The following is a 20,376-nucleotide window of genomic DNA, read 5'->3' on the forward strand; positions in this document are numbered from 1 at the left end:
GCTGAAAATGACCGTCACAAAAAAATTCATCATTGATTTTGACAGTACTTTTACAAAGGTTGAGGCCCTGGATATTTTAGGTGAAATAAGCCTGAAGGATGACCCTGAAAAAGCAAAAAAACTCCAGGCAATCAAGGACATCACCGATCAGGGAATGGAAGGCAAGCTGACATTCAGGGAAAGCCTTGTCCAGCGGCTGGATATACTCGATGCCAACAAAGAACAGATTTCCGAACTGATAGCTGCCCTCAGAAAAAAAGTTTCCGATTCGTTTCAACGCAACAAAGAATTTTTGAAAGAAAATGCATCGGATATATTTATTATTTCCAATGGATTCAAGGATTTTGTAGCGCCGATTGTAACGGAATACGGGATTAAACCTGAGAATGTATTTGCCAATGAATTTGAGTATGCAGACTCTGGTAAAATCATCGGTTTCAACAAGGATAACCCACTTTCCAAGAATAATGGAAAACCTGAGACCATCCGAAAGCTGAATCTGGAAGGAGATATCTATGTGATCGGAGACGGCTATACCGATTATGAAATTAAAGCTTCAGGGGTGGCCAATAAATTTTATGCGTTTACTGAAAATGTACACCGAACCAACGTTTCATCCAAAGCAGACCATATTGCCCCCAGCCTGGACGAAATATTATATGTGAATAAAATGAATAAAAAATTTTCCTATCCAAAGAGCCGGATCAGTGTCTTGCTCCTGGAAAATGTGCACCCTATTGGCGTTGAGCTGATGAAGGAAGAAGGATACCAGGTAGAGGTCATCAGTTCTGCCTTATCTGAGGAAGAGCTGGCCGAAAAAATCAAAAAAGTATCCATCCTGGGCATAAGGTCAAAAACCCAGGTCACTAAAAAAGTCCTGGAAAATGCCAATCGCCTGGTAGCCATTGGGGCCTTTTGTATCGGCACCAATCAAATTGACCTGGAAACCTGCCAGGAAAAAGGCATCGCCGTATTCAATGCCCCTTTTAGCAATACCCGATCAGTGGTAGAACTGGCGATAGCTGAAATCATCTTTTTAATGCGCAGGCTGACGGACAAGACCAGCAGCATGCATCAGGGCGTTTGGGACAAAAGTGCATCGGGAAGTTTTGAAATCAGGGGCAAAAAACTCGGGATCATCGGCTATGGAAACATAGGTTCTCAACTTTCTGTTTTGGCAGAAAGCATGGGGCTGGATGTATACTATTACGATGTCATAGAAAGATTGGCTCTGGGAAATGCCACCAAGATCGATTCACTCGATGAATTGCTCAGCACCTGTGATGTAATTACCTTACATGTGGACGGGAGAAAGGAAAATGAGATGCTGATCGACCAGGAGAAGCTGGCTTTGATGAAAAAAGGGGCTTACCTGATCAATCTGAGCCGGGGCCATGTGGTGGATGTACCAGCCTTGCGGAATGCTTTGGAAAGCGGTCACCTGGCAGGTGCCAGCATTGATGTATTTCCAAGTGAACCAAAAAACAATTCTGAACCCTTCGTTTCAGAACTGATTGGCTTGCCCAATACCATTCTGACACCACATATTGGGGGCAGCACCTTAGAAGCCCAGCAGAACATCGCCAGGTTTGTTCCTGGAAAAATCATCGAATACATCAATACCGGAAACACATATAATAGTGTCAACTTTCCCAATATACAGTTGCCATTTCTACAGGATGCCCACCGGCTGATCCACATTCACCTCAACGAACCAGGGATCATGGCCAGAATCAATAAGGTATTGGCAGATTATGAAATCAACATCGTGGGTCAATACCTGAAGACCAATGAAAAAATAGGTTATGTCATCACCGATATTGACAAAGCCTACAGTAGTAAGGTAATCGACGAACTGAAGGCCATTAACGGTACCATACGTTTCAGGGTTTTGTACTGATGCCAGAAAAATTCTAAAGGGGGAGACTGCCAGGTGGTCTCCCTTTTTTTGTGGTTTTTTGTGATTATTCTTCTATTTTTATGGAAACAAGTGTGTCTCAAAATTCACTTCAGTGAAGGATATTGGCAAACCACCAAACCCAGGAACCAATGAAAGCATTTTTTAAATCTTTATTTGCTTATGGGCATGAGAGCAACCAAAGACTATGGGAAGCGATGATGGAACACCAGGATAAAACCCCTGAGAAATCCATCCAACTGTATAACCATATCCTCAATGCCCATCAAATCTGGAACAACCGGATTGACCCTAAAGCTGCTCCTTTTGGGGTATGGGCGATGCGGCCGATTCAGGATGAAAGGGTGATTGATCTTGAAAATCATGCCCATACAATTAACATATTGGATAATTACCCCCTGGAAGCCATCATTTCATACAGCAATTCAAAGGGCCAGGTTTATACCAACAGCGTAAGGGACATCCTTTTTCACCTTGTCAACCATTCCACGTATCACCGCGGACAGATTGCCTCAGACTTCCGGCAGAATGGCCTGGAACCTCTGGTTTCCGATTACATCCTGTTTAAAAGGTAGTAGAAGGATTGATAATTTTTTTGGGCAATAGGACAGATTTTAATAAAGCCTATTGACCCAGAGCATCCGAAAGACCATGCTTTGGTTATTCCTTCAAGACCTTTTTCATTCTCAATTTTACTTATGGGCCCCTGAGCTACAACGGACTTTATGGGATTCTCAAAAAACTAACGGCCGCTGTCTAAACATAACATTATCCACCATTTTAAAGATGCTGGATAGTTGGCATGGGCTTACTTATCGTCTTGCATCCCCAAACTAAAGCTGCAGAGGCAATAGCATGCCTTTTTACTCCCCCCTAAAACACCAAAAGGGAGGCCGCCAGGCGGTCTCCCTTTAACAGGGTCCGGATCATGGAGTGTTACAAACCTCCGATATGACAGGATTTGAGCTGCACCATCTCCGCAACCTTCCACTGTTAACCTGCATCCTAAAAGGATACGAGGTCTTTCCAAAGGAAAGATGAGGCCTGGTTTTGAAGCGATGCTTCACTCGGCATTTTAATCAACTTGTGAAGTTTGAACATGTCGCTGACCCGAACCTTAATTCAAATATACAATCTATTCCAGCAAACCTCAAATCAGGAAAGGATTCGACTGTCAATAAGCAAAAATGGATGGGTTGAAAAAAGCAATCTGGAAAAATTTCCTGTAAATTGCGGTCGAAAACAGCGAACATTAGATTGTTTTAAAGTTTAATTTTACTAATTTAAATTTTGCTGATTTTAGAATAATATTTAATACCTCTGATAAATTATATCTGAAGTAATCCAATAATTTAATCATTAAGAATGTATCAAATCAAAAAGATCATTGTTTGTCTGGATCAGAGCGATATGGACGAAACTCTGGTGAAATTTGCCGCATTTATAGCAAAGACCAACCAATCTAAAAAAATTTACTTCACAAATGTAATTCGCAACCTTTCCATACCTAAGGATATTCTGGCTGAATTCCCAAACCTTATCAGCAATATGGTGAAAGAAAGGGAAAATCAGATGAAAAAAGTTGTTGCCGAAAACTTTGATCCCAATATTAAAGTCAGTAGCTCCTATATAGTAAAGGAGGGGCAACTCTCAAAAAAAATATTGAAACTGGCCAATGAAAAATCTGCTGATCTGATTTTGGTAGGAAGAAAAACCAGCTTGCCCGGTTCCGGGGTGGTTTCTCAACGGCTAGCCAGAAGGGCATCGTGTTCCCTGCTGATTGTACCTGAAAACAGCCAGCCTAAAGTAAAAAAACTATTGGTTCCAAGTGACTTTTCTGATTATTCCAAGGATGCACTGGAGGAGGCCATAGAGATCGCTGAAAAAAATGAGGGGAAATCTGAAATCTTTTGCCAAAATGTATATGCGGTTCCATCAGGGTACCATTTTACGGGCAAATCTTATGAAGAATTTAGTGAAATCATGCTCCAAAACGCCACCATCAATTATAAGAAGTTTATCCGGAAAATAGACACCAAATCCAGCAAGATCAAACCCCTTTATACCAAGGACGAAGACGATGATCCTGTGGTAGATATCATCAGCAAGGCCGGGGAGATCAAGGCCGATATGATCATTATAGGTGCCAAGGGAAGGACGGCAGCTACAGCACTTTTTATCGGTAGCATGGCAGAACGGCTGATACAAATGAATGATAAAGTACCCTTATTGGTAACCCGACCAAAGGGCAAAAATGCTGGTATCATAGAGTACATTCTTGAAATTTAATCTTTTCACATACAAAAAAAGATCTTTTAGGACTTTGTAAATATATTTCATAACTTCAAGTTTGAATCAAAAATAACGTTAACATGAGATTTAGGACCTCCATATTGGTAATCATTTGTCTTTCATTAGTCAGTTGGGATGCGGATGCACAACTGCTTAAGCGAATAAAAAGAGCAGCCTCTGAGGGCGTTTCCAGGGCCGTAGAAAGAACCGTGGAAAAAGAAGTGGCCAAAGCCACCCAACGACAATTGGAAAAAGCTTTCAGTAACCTTTACGGAGATATGGGCAGCACAGCTGATGGCTCGGAAGGAGGCAATTACGACTTTAGCAAAATCATGGGATCCATCAATACGGATGTAGAAACAGAAAGTTCCTACAGTTTTTCCGGATTGGCAGTGATGGAAATAAACAGCACAGATGAAAAAGGTAAAGCTCAGGACCCGATTGTGTTCAATTCCTTTTTATCAGATAATCCGGATTTTTTCGGAATGGAATTTATTGATCCGGAAAGTAAGAATACGGCAGAAAAGGCCGTGATCATAATGGATCATAAAAACCAGGCAACAGTAATGCTCATGGACAATGAAGATGGGAAATCCAGTATGGCCTTTTCCATAGACTGGGAAGGCATGATGGAGGGAGCAGCCGCAATGGAAGAAGAAGATGAAGCCTCCACAATGGATGCCGAAAATTTCTCCTTCGAAAAAACAGGCAGTACCAAGGATATCCTGGGTTACACCTGCGATGAATACAGGGTAATGAGTGAAGATATGGAGGGAAGTTATTGGTTAAGCCAATCCGCCATAGTAGGAATGGAATCTTTTTGGAGTAAAAACAGTCCCTTTATCACGAAAAAGATGAAAGAAGAGAATCAGGAATACTTCAATAATTTACCGGAAGGAAATATTCTTGAAATGGACTTTACCAGTAAAGAAGATCAAAGCAGGACGCAAATGAAAATGATTGAGATAGATACCAACAAAACCAGTAACTTTGATCTGGCAGAATATCCAAACGCAATGAAGGCTGCCAAATAATCTGTTCTAAAAATTACCTGTATTGATAGTTTCAATAATTGTAGCCAGGGCATCTAATGATGCCATAGGCATTAATGGAGAATTGCCCTGGCACCTTCCTTCTGACCTCAGACATTTCAAAAAAACGACCATAGGCCATCATGTGGTGATGGGTAGGAAAACTTTCGTTTTATTAGGCAAACCCCTACCGGGAAGGCCCCACATTGTGGTGACAAATAATCCGGATTTTAAAGTCCCGGAGGGTCATCATGTAGTCCATGGAATAGAGGAAGCCTTGCAAATAGGTAAAGACAAAGGACTGGAAAAGCTCTTTATTTTAGGTGGGGCGGAAATTTACAAACTCGCACTTCCATTTACTGATGAAATGATCATCACGGAGATAGATGCCAGTCCTGACGCTGACACTTTTTTTCCAAAATTTGATCCCGGAGAATGGCAAATTGCACATAAAGAAACCATTAAGAAAGATGATAAAAACCAATATGATCATGCCTTTGTGACCTACAAACGAATGGGAAGTCCACATTAAGCCCTTGTTTTCCTTCATGCGGAGAAATAAAGGCAAAAATTACCTTTCCCTAAGCGGAAACTTTTTAATTTTGGTTCACAAAAGTCAAAATCCTACCTCATGCATCAACCTGTAAAAGCAGAAATCATTTCCATAGGTGACGAACTGCTATATGGCCAGATCCTGGACACCAATAGCAAGTGGTTAAGCGAAGAAATGGATAAAATAGGAGTCCGCGTAGTGAGGAAAACAACCGTAGGTGATGACAAAGAGTCCATGTTGCAGGCTTTTATGGCCGCTTCTCAAAAAGCAGCTATTGTTTTGATGACTGGAGGCCTGGGTCCTACCAAAGATGACCTGACCAAAAATATTCTGGCTGATTTTTTTGGTTCCCAATTAACCCTATTCCCCAAAGCCCTGGAAGATGTCAGAAATTTATTTGAAAGCCGGGGAAAGGAATTGACTGCCACCAACCGAAACCAGGCCTACCTGCCAGCCAACTGCCAATACATTCACAATGCCGTTGGCACGGCACCGGGAATGTGGTTTGAGGAGCAGGGGACAATCTGGATGTCTATGCCAGGGGTACCCCATGAAATGAAGTACCTGATAGAAAAAGCCGTGATTCCCCGGTTAAAAGAAAAATTTACACTACCCGTAATTTACCATAAACTGGTAAAGACGGTAGGCATCGGAGAAAGCTGGCTCTCAGACATCATTACTGCCTGGGAAGACCAATTGCCTTCCCATATCCGGCTGGCCTACCTACCCTCTCTGGGGGAAGTAAAACTGAGACTGACCGGGTTTGGTGACGATCAGGAAAGCATTACCAGGGAGGTCGATGAACAGATCGATCGATTGCTTCCACTCATTGAGCCATATGTCTACGGGTTTAACCATGATACGTTACCCTCCGCCATAGGACATTTGCTTGCCCAAAGAGGAAAGACCGTTGCGCTGGCAGAAAGTTGTTCCGGGGGATACATCTCACATTTAATTACTGGAATACCGGGATCCAGTGAATACTTCAACGGTGCGGTGGTACCCTATCACAATGCTTTCAAGGCAGCTGTATTGGGACTGTCTGAAGACATGCTGGACAGTAAAGGTGCAGTCAGTGAGGAAACTGTCATAGAAATGGCAAAACAGGTTCGCTTAAAATTCAATGCTGACTACGGCCTATCCTCCAGTGGCATTGCGGGTCCGGGGGGAGGTACTTCGACTAAACCCGTAGGCCTGGTTTGGATCGCCTGTGATGATGGTCATTCCTGCCATACCAGAAAACTTCAACTTACCAAAGACAGGACCGTAAACATTCACCTGACAGCTGTGGCGGCATTAAACTTATTGAGGAAGACCGTTATACAAAAATCAGATTAAAATTTAAACCGATTCCCTTTGCAAAATAATGACTTAAATTTAGTTTTATATTTAAGGAGGTTTCAACAAGAATGAAATAAGCTATGGCGATAGTAGAAATGGTGATGCCCAAAATGGGGGAAAGCATTATGGAAGGCACTATTCTTTCCTGGCTAAAAAAGGAAGGGGATAAAATCGAACAGGATGAATCTGTTCTGGAAGTGGCTACAGATAAAGTGGATACAGAAGTCCCTGCTACCCATGCCGGCACACTCAAGTCTATTCTTGCCAAAGAAGGGGAAGTAGTGGAGGTAGGAAAACCGATTGCTCTCATTGAAACAAGCGTTCGCCTGGAGGATGAGGTTAACAATGACCCTCCGGAGCCTGTTTCGGAACCCCCTTCTTCAGAAAAAGAAATATTGCAGGATGTCCCAGCCTTTACTTCCCTGATCCTTGGAGCCGACTCACCCAAAGAAAAAACAACGGACGAAAGGTTTTATTCTCCCCTTGTTCAAAGCATAGCCAAAGCGGAGAAAATCAGTCCCAAAGAATTGGCTCAAATCCCCGGGACGGGCAAAAATGGCCGGGTGACCAAAAATGATATACTTGCTTTCGTAAAGGAAAGGAAGACATCTGTTTCAGAGGCAGGTGAAACATTCCCTCCGGTAGAAGAGGCTGCGGACGAAATCATCCAAATGGACAGGATGCGGAAAATGATTGCGCAACGCATGCTTGATTCCAAAAATATTTCTGCCCACGTTACTTCTTTTGTAGAAGCTGATCTTACCGGAATTGTTCTTTTCCGAAACAAAATCAAAGAGGAGTTTCGGAAAAAAGAAGGTGAGGGAATCACTTTTACTCCATTTTTTGTGATGGCCATTGCAAAAGCCCTCAGAGACTTTCCTATGATCAATATTTCCGTGGAAGGAGACCGTATCATTAAGAAAAAAAATATCAATATAGGTATTGCTGTGGCCCTTGCTAATGGAAACCTGATCGTTCCGGTAATTAAAAACGCAGATCAATACAACCTGACAGGACTTTCCAAAAAAATCAATGACCTGGCTGTCCGTGCCAGGGAAAATAAACTGCATGCAGATGAACTCAAGGGAGGGACCTACACCCTTTCAAACATAGGATCATTTGGAAATATCATGGGTACTCCCATTATCGTACAACCTCAGGTGGCAATTCTGGCAGTAGGGACCATCACCAAAAAACCTGCTGTGATCGAAACGCCAACAGGCGACCTGATAGGTATCCGACACAAGATGATTTTATCCCATTCTTATGATCACCGGGTAGTAGATGGAGCGCTAGGGGGCATGTTTGTGAAAAAGGTGGCTGATTACCTAGAAAATTTTGATATGGATACCAAAATTTAAATTACCTGGATAGGGTGAGGGCACACTCCTTAATTTTATCGATTATCTGTTGAATTTTTACTGGTTTGGTAAGGTAATCCGTCATCCCTATTTCCAGGGCTTTGTCCACATCTTCCCTGAATACACCAGCAGACAAGCCTACAATACTTGCTAATTTCCCATGAGGAAGGGTCCTGATAATCCTGGTTGCTTCCATTCCATTCATACCGGGCATCTGATTGTCCATGAAAATCAGATCAAATTTGTGCTCTTCTACTATTTTTACAGCCTCCATTCCATTCATAGCTATATCTGGAGCATATCCCATTTGCTCCAGAAGCATGACCATAAACTTGAGGTTAATATCATTGTCTTCTACCACCAGAATTCTTAATGGATAGTCTTCGGCCAGCTTCTCAAAGTCAACGACCTCTTTCGTGCCTGATATTACGCTTAGTGACTTGTTTTCTTCTCCGTTAATATGGGATATCAGGGTAAAGGAGAAAACAGAACCTACACCTAACTCACTTTCTATTTGTAAAACCCCTCCCATCAATTCAATGAGTTTATTGGCTATGGCCAAACCAAGTCCTGTGCCTTTATACTCACCGTTGGAAGATGCACCCACCTGGGTAAATGGCTTGATTAATTCAGGAAGCTTTTTCTGATCGATTCCAACCCCGTCATCCTGCACCGAACAAGTTATAATAAGGTTGTTGGTAAACAATTTCTCACCATTGAGGGACACCAGTATCCTTCCCCCTTTTTGTGAATATTTCACTGCATTTCCTATGATGTTGAAAAAAATTTGCGCTAATTTTTCCTTATCCAAAACGATTGTCTCTGGCAGTGATTCATGAATTTCCATCTGGATTTGCAATGATTTTTCCCTGAACATTCCGGAGAAAATATTAATGATACGTTCCATCTCCTGTTGCAAGTTAAACAGCACCGGATGCAGTTCCATTTTTCCCGCTTCTATCTTGGAATAATCAAGGATATCGTTTACGATATGAAGCAATGACTCTCCCGAATCCCCAACAATGGAAAGCAACTCTTTTTGTTCTTTGGAAAGTTTCGTTTTGTAAAGCAATCCAGTGATTCCCAGCAATCCATTCAAAGGAGTCCTTATTTCATGACTCATGTTGGCCAAAAAATTAGATTTCTCCTTATTGGCCACCTCTGCCTCTTCCTTGGCTTCCCGTAATCCTTTTTCCCACAACTTCTGCCCGGTAATATCTCTGGCCACGGACATCATCCGTCCTTCATCCAATTTAAAAAACCTGACCTCAAAGAACCTCCTACCAATGTCCAGAAAAAGATCCAGTTCTTCGGTTTGCATTTTGCCCGTCATCACCGCACGTTTAAAAGCCCGCATGGCCTTTTCTCCGGAATCACCTGAAAGTATATCACTGATATTTTTCCCTAAGGATTTTTGAGGAGGTTGTAACAAAAATTCATCATTCTGGACATAATAATCAAGAAAATCACCCTGGTTATTGTAAATAAAAATGATGTCAGGAAGGCTATTCAAAACGGACCGAAGCCTGTTTTCACTCCTGATCAATTCCTGATCTGCGATGTATTTATCATGAATGTCAGAACAAATCCCAACGTCCCCTGAAAAGTGTCCTGCTGCATTATAGATCAGTTTTTCAAATATTTTCACCCTGATAGGTCCGCCAGATTTCCTATTCATGGTCGCTTCAAAATAATAAAAATCTTTCTTTGTTTTGATAGCTTCTTTCTTGCTGACCAAAAAAGAAGTCGAATCATCGGACATCAAATCCGATGGATTTAATTTTAAAAATTCCTCCGGACTGTATCCCAATACTTCTTCTACATTGTCACTGACCTGATAGGGGATCAATTGTTCATCATGATAGTAAATAAAACCCTTGGATTGCTGTAATAAAATCGTTTGCTGTTTCAGTAGCTGATCCAAATCCTTGGATTTTTTCTCCAACAAGAGGTTGTTCTCACTGGTGACTTTAAAATACCTTGACAGAAAGAATACAAATAATAAAAGTAAAGCAAAGAGGGAAAGAAAAAAGTAGAAGTATGTTCCGAAGATTCCAGATACTATGGAGGATTTGTCCTGGGAAAAGACAAAGGCCAAAGGGGCATTTAACCTAATCAGTGAAAAGGGATACTGTATCAATAAATTATTCTTACCTGTTCCAGCAGCATCATATTGGACCCATCCTTCATATTCACCCCTCAGGCCTCCGTCGATTTCCCTGGCTATTTCAGCTTGAAGAGAATGGTCCAGCAAAATCGGCTTTCGGCCATCATTCCCTGCCGGGTCAAAAAATTGCCCATCCATATAGACCAGCTTATGGGTATCGGGGCCCAGGTAGTAATTGGCAAGGTGATTGATAAAGTATTTCTCCAGACTAAGTTTTACCAGAATAGTTACATTTCCACGGTTCGACTTTATCCTGAAGCAATTCCGGCAAGGGTCCTCTCCTACTGCCAAATTGGATTCATTTACTGAAAAGTAATTAGCATCGGAAACATGGTATTTCTTTTTAAAGTTACCCTTCTCTATAATCAGGGTGTCAATAAGGTTGATGTAATTGTTCAATAACCTGCGCACCCTGGTTTCATCTATAGGGATTTCTTCCAGGCCGGGGTTTGAATTTACTGGTCTTTCCTGATTATTGGCATAAAAAATCAGGTCTTCATTCAGGTTATTAAAGTTTCTTTGGGCCTCGTTAGCTGCCAGTTCAACCTGCCGGTTTAAAAACACTTTTCGGTTTTCCACCAGGTTTTCCGACAAGGATCGGTAAAAGAAAAATGCCAGCATGATGGTAAACAAAATCGCAACGATACTCAAACCTATAAGCCACCAAAACTTTCTGGTCTCTTTCAGGTTCTTATTCCCTTTACTTTTCTTTCTTTTAGTCATGGATATCCAATAAGTACCAATCCATTATATTCATCTTCCGGCAATAGGTCTGAAACAACCTGCCGGCCATGTCAAAACTGTGGTGATTTTCTTTCTCCAATAAAAACTTGGAAGCCATTCTTCTTACCTCTTTGCTTTTGCTCTTGAATAAATTAAAATCTTCCCTTCTGAAGCTATCAGAATTGATGGTTTGAATGTAGGCATGGTTTTTCAGGGGAGGTAGGCTTAAGGCTTCGATGGCTTCTGCCTTCCCCGCTACTACAGTACCCTGGCTATCGATCAACATGAGCTTTTTATCATAATTCTCTAAAAATGAATCCATAAGATCTGATAGCGTAATATCAAAACCCAACACCCCCTTCAATTCATTATCATGGTATACCGGATGGATCAGGGACAAAATCCAGCCCCTCCCCACTGGATCAATATAAACCTCCTCAATCCAAACAGATTTCCTGTTAGGATTCCGAACCTCATCGGCCATGTAGTAAAAATTGAAAGCGGTAACATCAATGTCCTGCTCAATTGAATTTAAAAGGTCGTAAGGAGGATACAACCTGCTAAAATTACTGGACGAATTGAAATATACCTGGCAGACCATAGGCCTGGTTTCTGTTATTTCCCGGAATGCCTCATCGAGCCATTCAGTGGTAAAAACTTCCCGGACCGACCGGTTTTTATTCTCAGCCAACAAGGATATAAAAACAGTGCTCTCTTTTCCATTATCAAGGGCATTGTAAAAAAAACCGTTATCATCCGTGAGAAATTTATCCTCATTGACAAGTGGTACCAGACTATCGGACTTTTCAAATAAGGCAGAGGAATAAGCTGCCAACTGAGATATATCGTCTTCCAAAGGCTTTAAATCAGCCTCTACCTTTTGAATCACCGAATCTAAAAGCAAAAAATGACTATCCGATTCCACCTTTCTATCCGATTGACAGGCCGGAGAAATCAATAAAATCAAAATTGGTATGAAAAATAAATATTTCATCTTTGAATATTTAAATATATCCCAATTTAAATATTTTCCAATGCAATATGAAGCGATTGGTGCATTTCGTCGAATCTTTCTTTGACATTTTCGAAAAACTGGCCTTCAAACAACTGATCAAAATCTTTTTCATCCAAAACATCTATGGCTGGAACCTTAAAGGTTTGCTCCGCCATACCTGAATCAAATTTTAGCAAATACTTATTGTTCCATTCAAACAAACTGATCCTGATGCCCTCCTTACTGGTTTCCCGTACTACCCTCATACCGGCCTGACCACTTTAGCGGTGTAATTGATTTCAGATTTCAAAGAAGAGGCTACAGAACAGTATTTTTCGACGGCCAGGCGGACCACCTTTTCAAATTCTGCCTGGGTGGCATCCGGTGAGGTCAATTGAAACAACAAGTGAATGGATTTGTAAAATGAAGGCACACCATCATTTCTGACACCTTCTGCTTCAATTTTAAAATCTGTTACCTGCTTTCGTTTCTTCTTCATCATCAAAACCGCATCAACAGCAGAACAACCTGCCAATCCGGAAAGTAACAGCTCCATGGGTGACTGGTGCTTTTTGTTTTCTCCGGCATACATGTCAATGTTGACTTTATTTCCTGTGGCATTTACTGACTCATATTCATAATCAGCGATCATTTTTAGGGTGACCTTCTTTGTATTCATAATAAATCTTAAAGTAATAAAAATTAACTTTTTGACAATAACTTTGGACTAAAACCTGGTTTTTTGACAAAGATAGGGAATGAAAAACAAAAAAAACATAAAAAAGCAACTTCCAGGCCTGTCCTGGGCAGTCCTGATAAAACCCCTCTGTTATTTGGACCGGATCTACTTGCAAAACATGAGCAATATCCTATTTTTACAATTGGCTTTCCCTGACCTTTACCCATTCTAATCTGGAAAAAATATGAAATTCTCCCTTTATTTAGGCAAATACCGCGGCATTAAAGTATTTATACACTGGACCTTTTCACTACTATTGTTATGGATAATTATTGCCAACACCCAATCAGGAACCCCGCTGGCAGATACAGGCTGGACCCTGTTATTTATTCTTTTAATCTTCCTATGTGTCATCTTACACGAATTTGGTCATGCGCTCACCGCACAAAAATATGGCATTCAGACCAAAGATATTATTTTATTGCCCATAGGAGGATTGGCCAGACTGGAAAAATTACCTGAAGACCCCAAAGAAGAACTTAAAGTCGCTTTGGCGGGTCCTTTGGTGAATCTGGTTATCTTTCTACTTTTATCAATTATCCTATACTTTACCGGCATTAATTTTAATTTTTTGGAATCTCCGAAACTGGACGGCTCAAGTATATGGTTGTTTTTGGCATCGGCCAATTTTTTCCTGGCTGTTTTTAATCTGCTGCCTGCCTTTCCAATGGATGGAGGCAGGGTGTTAAGGGCAGTGCTTTCCTTCAAAATGTCCCGGGTAAAGGCCACAGAAATAGCGGGTGGTATCGGGCAGGTCATGGCCATATTGTTCGTTTTCTTTGGCTTGTTTAACAACCCCATTTTGGTATTGATCGGGATTTTTATATTTCTGGGCGCCCAGGCTGAAGTCAATCAGACCAAACAGCATTCTTTTTTGGAGGGATTTAATGTTGGAGATGCGCTGATGAGTAAATTCCCGATTTTGGCCTATGACGCCCCGCTGCAGAAAGCAGTTGACAAGCTCCTGGATGGCCAGGCAACTCATTTTGTAGTGGTGCGAGAAGATTCCCCCATAGGCACCCTTAGCAGGGAGGGTATCATCCTGGGTCTTCAAGAGCAGCATGCCCTGATAAGCATTGAAAAAGTTACCGATAAAAATCCCCTGAAGCTGGAAATGCATTTACCTCTGGAGGAAGCACTTAAAAAAATGGCCGCTGAAAATAAAAAATTGGCCCTGGTTTATGAGGGGAATCACTTCATAGGAATCCTGGATCAGGAAAACATTTCTGAATTTATCATGGTAAAAAATGCCCTGGTCCGATGATCCGCATACCCGATCATCCACATAGTTGCTCATCCGAAGAAATCATAAAAAGCCTGCAAACCTCTGAATCCGGCTTATCCTCCACTTCGGTAGCACAAAGAAAACAGGAATTTGGCTTAAATGAAATCCCCGACAAGAGCAGAAAACTCATGTGGGGTATTTTATTCAAGCAATTTCAAAACATCATGGTGTATATCCTTTTGATAGCCGCACTGATTTCCTTTCTGACAGGACATCAGGTAGATGTGATTGTGATCCTCGCCATTGTTTGTATTAATATTGCTATTGGATTTATTCAGGAATATAAGGCCGAAAATGCCATGCGGGCGCTAAAAGGTTTTATCGTTCCTCAATGCACGGTAATTCGCGACGGGAAATTATTGACTATCCCTTCCAAAGACCTTGTTCCCGGAGATTTGATGAGTTTATCCGCCGGTGACCAGGTGCCTGCTGATGGAGTAATCTTCCAAAGCCATGATGCCCTGGCCATGGAGGCTTCACTTACCGGAGAAGCTTTACCGGTCGAAAAAAACACCAATCCCTGCCCTGCGGAAACAGGGGTGGCTGACCGAAAAAACATGGTTTGGAAGGGCACTTTTCTTACCAGTGGCGACACCCTGGCATGGGTTACCGCTACCGGCCTGAAAACCCAATTTGGTATGATTGCAGACAGTTTATATGCCATCCCGCCCAAAGATTCAAATTTTAAGATAAAATCGGATAAACTGGCCAAACAAATGGCCATACTGGCTATATTAAGTGCCATCATATTATTCCTTGTCGGGTACTTTTTTCAGGAAATTCCTGTAAATGAGCTACTGTTGATATCCATCGCAGCATTGGTATCCGCCATTCCGGAAGGATTACCAGCAGTACTCTCCATTGTGCTGGCCATCGGCTCCTACCGAATGTCCAAGCGAAATGCCATTATCCGGGAAATATCAGCTACGGAAAGTTTGGGCACAGTAAGCACCATTGTCACCGACAAAACCGGTACCCTTACCCAAAACACCATGACCATCAATAAGCTTTGGCAAGTTGGAGGGCATGAAGTCTCCGTTTCCGGAGAAGGCTGGGAGGACAAAGGGGAAATAACCGGAGAATCGGCAGACATCGCTTCCATGGATCAGTTGCTGGAAATTGCAGCACATTGCAACAACGCCTCCATTTCGGTCAACGAACGCGGAAAATATAAAATCACCGGAGACCCTACAGAAGCTGCCTTTGCAGTGCTGGCCAAAAAAGCAGGTGTCAAAAAAGAACTGACCATTCAGGAAGACTTTCCCTTTAATACCAGTTTAAAATACCGATCTGCTATTGTAGAAAAATCAGGCCATCTTTTTAAATTTTACATAGGAGCACCTGAAATTATCCTGAAAAAATCAGCCCTATACATGGGTAAAGCGGGCACCAAACCCTTTGGGCCTAAAGAGTCGACGCTAAGCCACGAAAAATTAGATGACTGGTCCAAAAAAAGCTACCGGGTACTGGCAGTGGCATTCAGGCCATTGAATGGGAAAGGATCCGAAGAGGAAGAGAAAATGATATTTTGTGGGTTTGCGGCCATGATTGATCCACCCCGGCCTGAGGTGCCCGGAGCAGTAAGTGCTTGTCATGAAGCAGGTATCCGCGTGATTATGGCCACTGGTGACCATGCCCAAACGGCCCTGGCAATAGGTAAAGCAGTGGGTATCGTTTTGCCCGGGAAAGAAAAAGTAATGACCGAAGCAGAGCTGGTCAAATTAGAGGAAGCGGATTTTGATAAAGCCATAATGGAAGTAGACATTTTCTCCAGGCTTAGCCCACTTATGAAGCTAAAGATTGCCAAATCCCTGCAAAATCAAGGTGAATTAGTAGCCATGACCGGCGATGGCGTCAATGATGCTCCGGCATTGAAGCAGGCCAATGTAGGGGTGGCCATGGGGATCATGGGTACGGATGTAGCCCGGGAGGCCTCTTTGGTCGTCCTGGCAGATGATAATTTCGCCACCATCGTTACGGCCGTAGAACAGGGGAGAATCGTTTTCAACAATGCAAGAAGGACAAGTTTTTTTCTGATTACAACCAATTTTGCGGAAATTCTCACTTTGATTGTAGCCATCGGAATGGGATACGCCTTACCCCTGACTGCCACTCAAATCCTTTGGATCAACCTGGTAACAGATGGTTTTTGTGATAAGGCCCTGGCCACTGAACCAGGTATGGGGGATGAATTAAAGAACCCTCCAGTAAACCCCAGAGAAAACATCATCAATAGAGATATTCTACCCTCGTTATTCCTTAACACCATATTTATGACCGGTCTGGCTATGAGCGGTTTTCTGTATTACCTCCCGCAAGGACTCGAAAAGGCAAGGACAATTGTTTTTATCATTTTGGCATTTACCCAACTTTTCAATGTTTTCAATATGCGAAACCTAAAAGGTTCTGCCTTCAAAGTTGGATTATTCTCCAATAAATGGGTAAATTATGCTTTGTTCATTTCGGTATCTATTCAGGTACTCATTATTGAGGTTCCCTATCTAGCCCGCCTGTTTGAATTTCAAAACATATCCATTTTGGAATTTTTAGCCTGGGCCTTTTTATCCTCTTTTGTCTTGTGGATCAACGAATTATATAAACTAATCTTTATAAAAAAATGAAAGTTAATTTAAAAACAGTGAGTCCGGATGAGGCCGTTAAGAAAATTGAAAGTTATCAAAGGGTATTTGTTCATGGTAGTGCCGCTACGCCAACAGTTTTACTGCATGCGCTGGCTGGAAGAAAGGAAGAACTGCAACATGTGGAAATTGTATCCATCACCACCCTGGGAGAAATGCCTTTGGCCAGCGAATCTTGTAAAGGAAGCTTTTTTATCAATTCGCTATTCGTTTCTGAAAATGTCAGAAAAGCAGTAAATAGCGAGCAGGGCGGGTATGTGCCTATCTTTTTGAGTGAAATAGGCCGTCTTTTCAGAAAACAGATTTTACCTATTGATGTAGCCATGGTACAGGTATCTCCTCCGGATAGTCATGGATTTTGCTCCCTGGGTACTTCCGTTGATGTAGCCAGGCCGGCTGTAGACACTGCCAGGTACATCATAGCACAGGTCAACCATCAAATGCCCAGAACCATGGGTGATGGCCAGATCCATGTCAATAATATCGATGTGGCCATAGAAGTAAATGAACCCCTTCCTCAGGTGGATTATTCAGCCAAACTGGATGAGGCTGATTATAAAATCGGAAATTATATAGCAGAAATGATCGATGACGGTTCCACCCTACAATTGGGTATAGGAGGTATTCCAGATGCTGTTTTAAAATCCCTTGGGCAACACAAGGATCTGGGAATTCATACCGAAATGTTTTCTGACGGAGTTATTGATTTGTTTGAAAGCGGCGTGATAACCAACAAGTTTAAAAAGAAACACCCAGGTAAAGTGGTGTCTTCATTTGTAATCGGCACACAAAAAGTCTATGACAGTATCCATGACAATCCGGCCTTTTCCTTTCATGAAGCAGCCTATGTCAATGATACGGCTGTAATCAGAAAAAATCCAAAGGTCATTTCGATTAATTCCTGTGTGGAAATTGACCTTACCGGCCAGGTTTGTGCAGATTCCATTGGAAGTTACCATTATTCAGGTGTAGGAGGACAAATGGATTTTATGAGAGGGGCAGCCCTTTCTGAAGATGGTAAACCCATCATGGCCTTGAGGGCAAGCACCAAAAAAGGGAAAGCTAAAATCGTCCCCTTTCTGAAAGAAGGGGCGGGAGTGGTGACTACCAGGGCCCATATGCACTATGTGGTCACAGAATTTGGATCGGCTTACCTGTACGGTAAAAACCTACGCCAAAGGGCACATGAATTAAAAAAAATTGCAGCTCCTGAGCACCAGGAAGAATTGGACAAAGCTATTTTTGAAAGGTTCGGTAATTTCACTTACCCCCTCCGATAAAAGTAAACCTATGGAATTAGCTGTAGTGACCCAATAAAAAGGCAACAGCCAATTCCATGGGATACTTAAGCTTTTTTTAATTGAAGGGTAAATTGAGTACCTAAACCGGCAATACTTTGCACATCGATTTTGCCACCATTCAGGGTTAAAAACTGCTTGACCAATAACAAACCCAAACCGGTGCCTTTTTCATTCGCTGTCCCTACCATGGATGGAACCCGACCCTCATTCCCCCCATTGATCAAGCCTTGATGGACTTCATCGATACCTACTCCGGAATCCTTGATGTGACAATAAATAAATTGCTCATCTTCATCATAAAAAACATGTATCGTACCATACTCGGGAGTAAATTTGATTGCATTGCCGATCAGGTTTTGGACAATGATCTTAAAATGGTTTTTATCTATCCATGCACGGCTGGAAAATCCCGGCGCCACCTGGTGTTGAATATCCAGAAATTTAGTCCTGATCTGAAAATTTAAATGATCTAAAACCTTGTCCACCACTTGGGACATGTCCACCCCAACAGGACTTGCATCCATACCATCCATTTGGGTATTGGCCCAGGCCAGCAAATCATCCAATAAATTCTCTGTATTTTGAACCTGATCTGATAATAGAGAGAAAACTTCATCTTCCTCCTGTTTATTAAAAAAACCCTGTCCTCTCATGTCAAGAAGTTGCTTGATGGCATTAATGGGAGATCTCAAATCATGGGAAATGATAGATAATAACCTGGTTCTTACCTGATTCAACTCCTTTAAAGATTGGTTTTGCTGGGAAATTAAATCCTTTTGCTGCCGTATGGCATCGTTTTTCTTTTCCAGGGAACGGTTGAAATGGTTTTTTAGGCGTAAATGCCTGGCAAAAAAATAAAGCAAGCTTGCCAATAAAACCACTAAAATCCCCAAAAAAAGCATCAGTTTATAATGTTGCTGGATCAGGTTGTTGTCCCTTTCCTTCTCTGCTCTCAGCCGCTGGTTATCTGCCTGGGCAAGGTTCAACTGAAGCCTGGCCATCTGCCGGTTTTTAGCAGCATCATAAAGGCTATCGCTATAGGCCTTGTGGGACTTCAAATGAAAATAGGCTTTATCAAAAACACCCATTTCACGATAAATGCGGCTTAATAATCCTGTCACCTGTTGCAAATCCCAATGGGCGCCATGAGCCTCTGCAATCGCCAGCGCCTGCTCCCCTAGATCCCGGGCAGATGCCAATTCTCCTTTGTCATAGCGAAGTGATGCTAATCCGGTCAGGGCAAAGGACCTCTCCCAATTGGTTATCAGCAGCTCTTCCTGTAAGACTTCAGTATACAAATCCTCTGCCTTGACGAGGTCTCCCATTTCATGGTGTACCCTGGCCATTCTGTTTCTTACCATAAGGTTGAGAACAGAGGCCTTATTTGTCTCTAAAAAGACCATTGCCTTTTCCAATTGCCCCATAGCCATGTCAAAATCGCTCAATTCATCATAGGCAATACCTAAATTGAAATGGATTTTTGCCCGCCCCAGACTATCTCCAAGAATGGTATTGATCGCCAGGCATTCTTCCAATTGCTGAATGGCTTCCTCGTATTCCTTATCCACCATTTGGATGAGAGCCCTTCCATTAGTAGCATAAGCAACTTCCTTTACTGAATTGGCCTGATCCCCAAAATCCTTTGCCTGAGCAAAATGCTCCAATGCCTTATCATAGCTTCCCGATATATAATGGACCCTACCAGCCTGGTTATGGATCTGTGCCAGAAGTAATGGATCATTGCTTGCTTTACCAAGCTCCAAAGCCTGGTGCATCAAATCCAGGGACGCTTCCTTTTGGTCATATTGAATGGCTTTTGCCTCCTCGAGTAAAGACTCAATCTTACCCGAAGCCTGTCCCATCACCAGAGATTCCGAAAAAAAAGTCATTGCAAGTAAAAAAATGATGCTTTTATAGGTCATGATGCCATAATTGATGGTATAATAAAACCAAGTTACCGCAAACAAAAATAGATAATACAATAAAAAAAACAAATAAAATTTGTATTAAAAAAATTTAATAAAATAAAAGT

General features: G+C 42.0%; 15 protein-coding genes. 10 read left to right on the plus strand and 5 right to left on the minus strand.

The window, feature by feature from the left end:
* Positions 1–7: 7 nt before the first annotated feature.
* The 7 genes from serA to GL182_RS22335 all read left to right on the plus strand — a co-directional run bounded on the left by serA (position 8) and on the right by GL182_RS22335 (position 8,496).
* Complete coding sequence (serA, locus tag GL182_RS22305; protein WP_163382016.1) at positions 8–1,900, plus strand: phosphoglycerate dehydrogenase; 1,893 nt, start codon at positions 8–10, stop codon at positions 1,898–1,900.
* A gap of 149 nt (positions 1,901–2,049) precedes the next feature.
* Complete coding sequence (locus tag GL182_RS22310) at positions 2,050–2,493, plus strand: DinB family protein (protein WP_163382017.1); 444 nt, start codon at positions 2,050–2,052, stop codon at positions 2,491–2,493.
* 790 nt (positions 2,494–3,283) lie between these two features.
* Positions 3,284–4,207, plus strand: a complete 924-nt coding sequence (locus GL182_RS22315; RefSeq protein ID WP_163382018.1) for a universal stress protein — start codon at positions 3,284–3,286, stop codon at positions 4,205–4,207.
* 83 nt (positions 4,208–4,290) lie between these two features.
* Positions 4,291–5,244: a DUF4412 domain-containing protein gene (locus tag GL182_RS22320; protein WP_163382019.1), complete on the plus strand. Its 954-nt coding sequence runs from the start codon at positions 4,291–4,293 to the stop codon at positions 5,242–5,244.
* A gap of 22 nt (positions 5,245–5,266) precedes the next feature.
* Positions 5,267–5,773: a dihydrofolate reductase gene (locus tag GL182_RS22325; protein WP_163382020.1), complete on the plus strand. Its 507-nt coding sequence runs from the start codon at positions 5,267–5,269 to the stop codon at positions 5,771–5,773.
* A gap of 99 nt (positions 5,774–5,872) precedes the next feature.
* Positions 5,873–7,132, plus strand: coding sequence for a competence/damage-inducible protein A (locus GL182_RS22330; protein ID WP_163382021.1), 1,260 nt, complete (start codon positions 5,873–5,875; stop codon positions 7,130–7,132).
* A gap of 83 nt (positions 7,133–7,215) precedes the next feature.
* A complete protein-coding gene (locus GL182_RS22335; protein ID WP_163382022.1) occupies positions 7,216–8,496 on the plus strand; it encodes a dihydrolipoamide acetyltransferase family protein in 1,281 nt (426 codons plus the stop codon).
* Position 8,497: 1 nt separating this feature from the next.
* Here the strand turns inward: GL182_RS22335 and GL182_RS22340 are convergent, their stop codons facing one another.
* From GL182_RS22340 to GL182_RS22355, 4 genes are read right to left on the minus strand one after another with little or no spacing between them, the layout of a single operon-like run.
* Positions 8,498–11,386, minus strand: a complete 2,889-nt coding sequence (locus tag GL182_RS22340; RefSeq protein ID WP_163382023.1) for a PAS domain-containing hybrid sensor histidine kinase/response regulator — start codon at positions 11,384–11,386, stop codon at positions 8,498–8,500.
* Positions 11,379–12,380 carry a cache domain-containing protein gene (locus GL182_RS22345; RefSeq protein WP_163382024.1) on the minus strand — a complete coding sequence of 334 codons (1,002 nt, stop codon included), beginning with the start codon at positions 12,378–12,380 and terminating at the stop codon, positions 11,379–11,381. The genes GL182_RS22340 and GL182_RS22345 overlap by 8 nt, the downstream gene beginning before the upstream one ends.
* Positions 12,381–12,406: 26 nt before the next feature.
* A complete protein-coding gene (locus GL182_RS22350; RefSeq protein ID WP_163382025.1) occupies positions 12,407–12,646 on the minus strand; it encodes a hypothetical protein in 240 nt (79 codons plus the stop codon).
* On the minus strand, positions 12,643–13,059 hold the full coding sequence (locus GL182_RS22355) for an OsmC family protein (RefSeq protein WP_163382026.1): 417 nt from the start codon (positions 13,057–13,059) through the stop codon (positions 12,643–12,645). Before GL182_RS22355 ends, GL182_RS22350 begins: the two co-directional genes overlap by 4 nt.
* A gap of 244 nt (positions 13,060–13,303) precedes the next feature.
* Between GL182_RS22355 and GL182_RS22360 the strand changes: the two genes are divergently transcribed.
* Genes GL182_RS22360 through GL182_RS22370 form a run of 3 tightly spaced genes read left to right on the plus strand, consistent with a single transcriptional unit; the run spans position 13,304 to position 18,323 of the window.
* A complete protein-coding gene (locus GL182_RS22360) occupies positions 13,304–14,383 on the plus strand; it encodes a site-2 protease family protein (protein WP_163382027.1) in 1,080 nt (359 codons plus the stop codon).
* Positions 14,380–17,025 (plus strand): cation-translocating P-type ATPase, encoded by a 2,646-nt coding sequence (locus GL182_RS22365; RefSeq protein ID WP_163382028.1) that lies wholly within the window; start codon positions 14,380–14,382, stop codon positions 17,023–17,025. Before GL182_RS22360 ends, GL182_RS22365 begins: the two co-directional genes overlap by 4 nt.
* Positions 17,022–18,323: an acetyl-CoA hydrolase/transferase family protein gene (locus GL182_RS22370; protein ID WP_163382029.1), complete on the plus strand. Its 1,302-nt coding sequence runs from the start codon at positions 17,022–17,024 to the stop codon at positions 18,321–18,323. Before GL182_RS22365 ends, GL182_RS22370 begins: the two co-directional genes overlap by 4 nt.
* A 65-nt stretch (positions 18,324–18,388) precedes the next feature.
* Here GL182_RS22370 and GL182_RS22375 read toward each other — a convergent pair whose 3' ends face one another.
* Positions 18,389–20,266, minus strand: a complete 1,878-nt coding sequence (locus tag GL182_RS22375; RefSeq protein ID WP_163382030.1) for a sensor histidine kinase — start codon at positions 20,264–20,266, stop codon at positions 18,389–18,391.
* Between the last annotated feature and the right edge of the window lie 110 nt (positions 20,267–20,376).

It is taken from the genome of Cyclobacterium sp. SYSU L10401, assembly GCF_010993705.1.
Taxonomy (GTDB): Bacteria; Bacteroidota; Bacteroidia; order Cytophagales; family Cyclobacteriaceae; genus Cyclobacterium.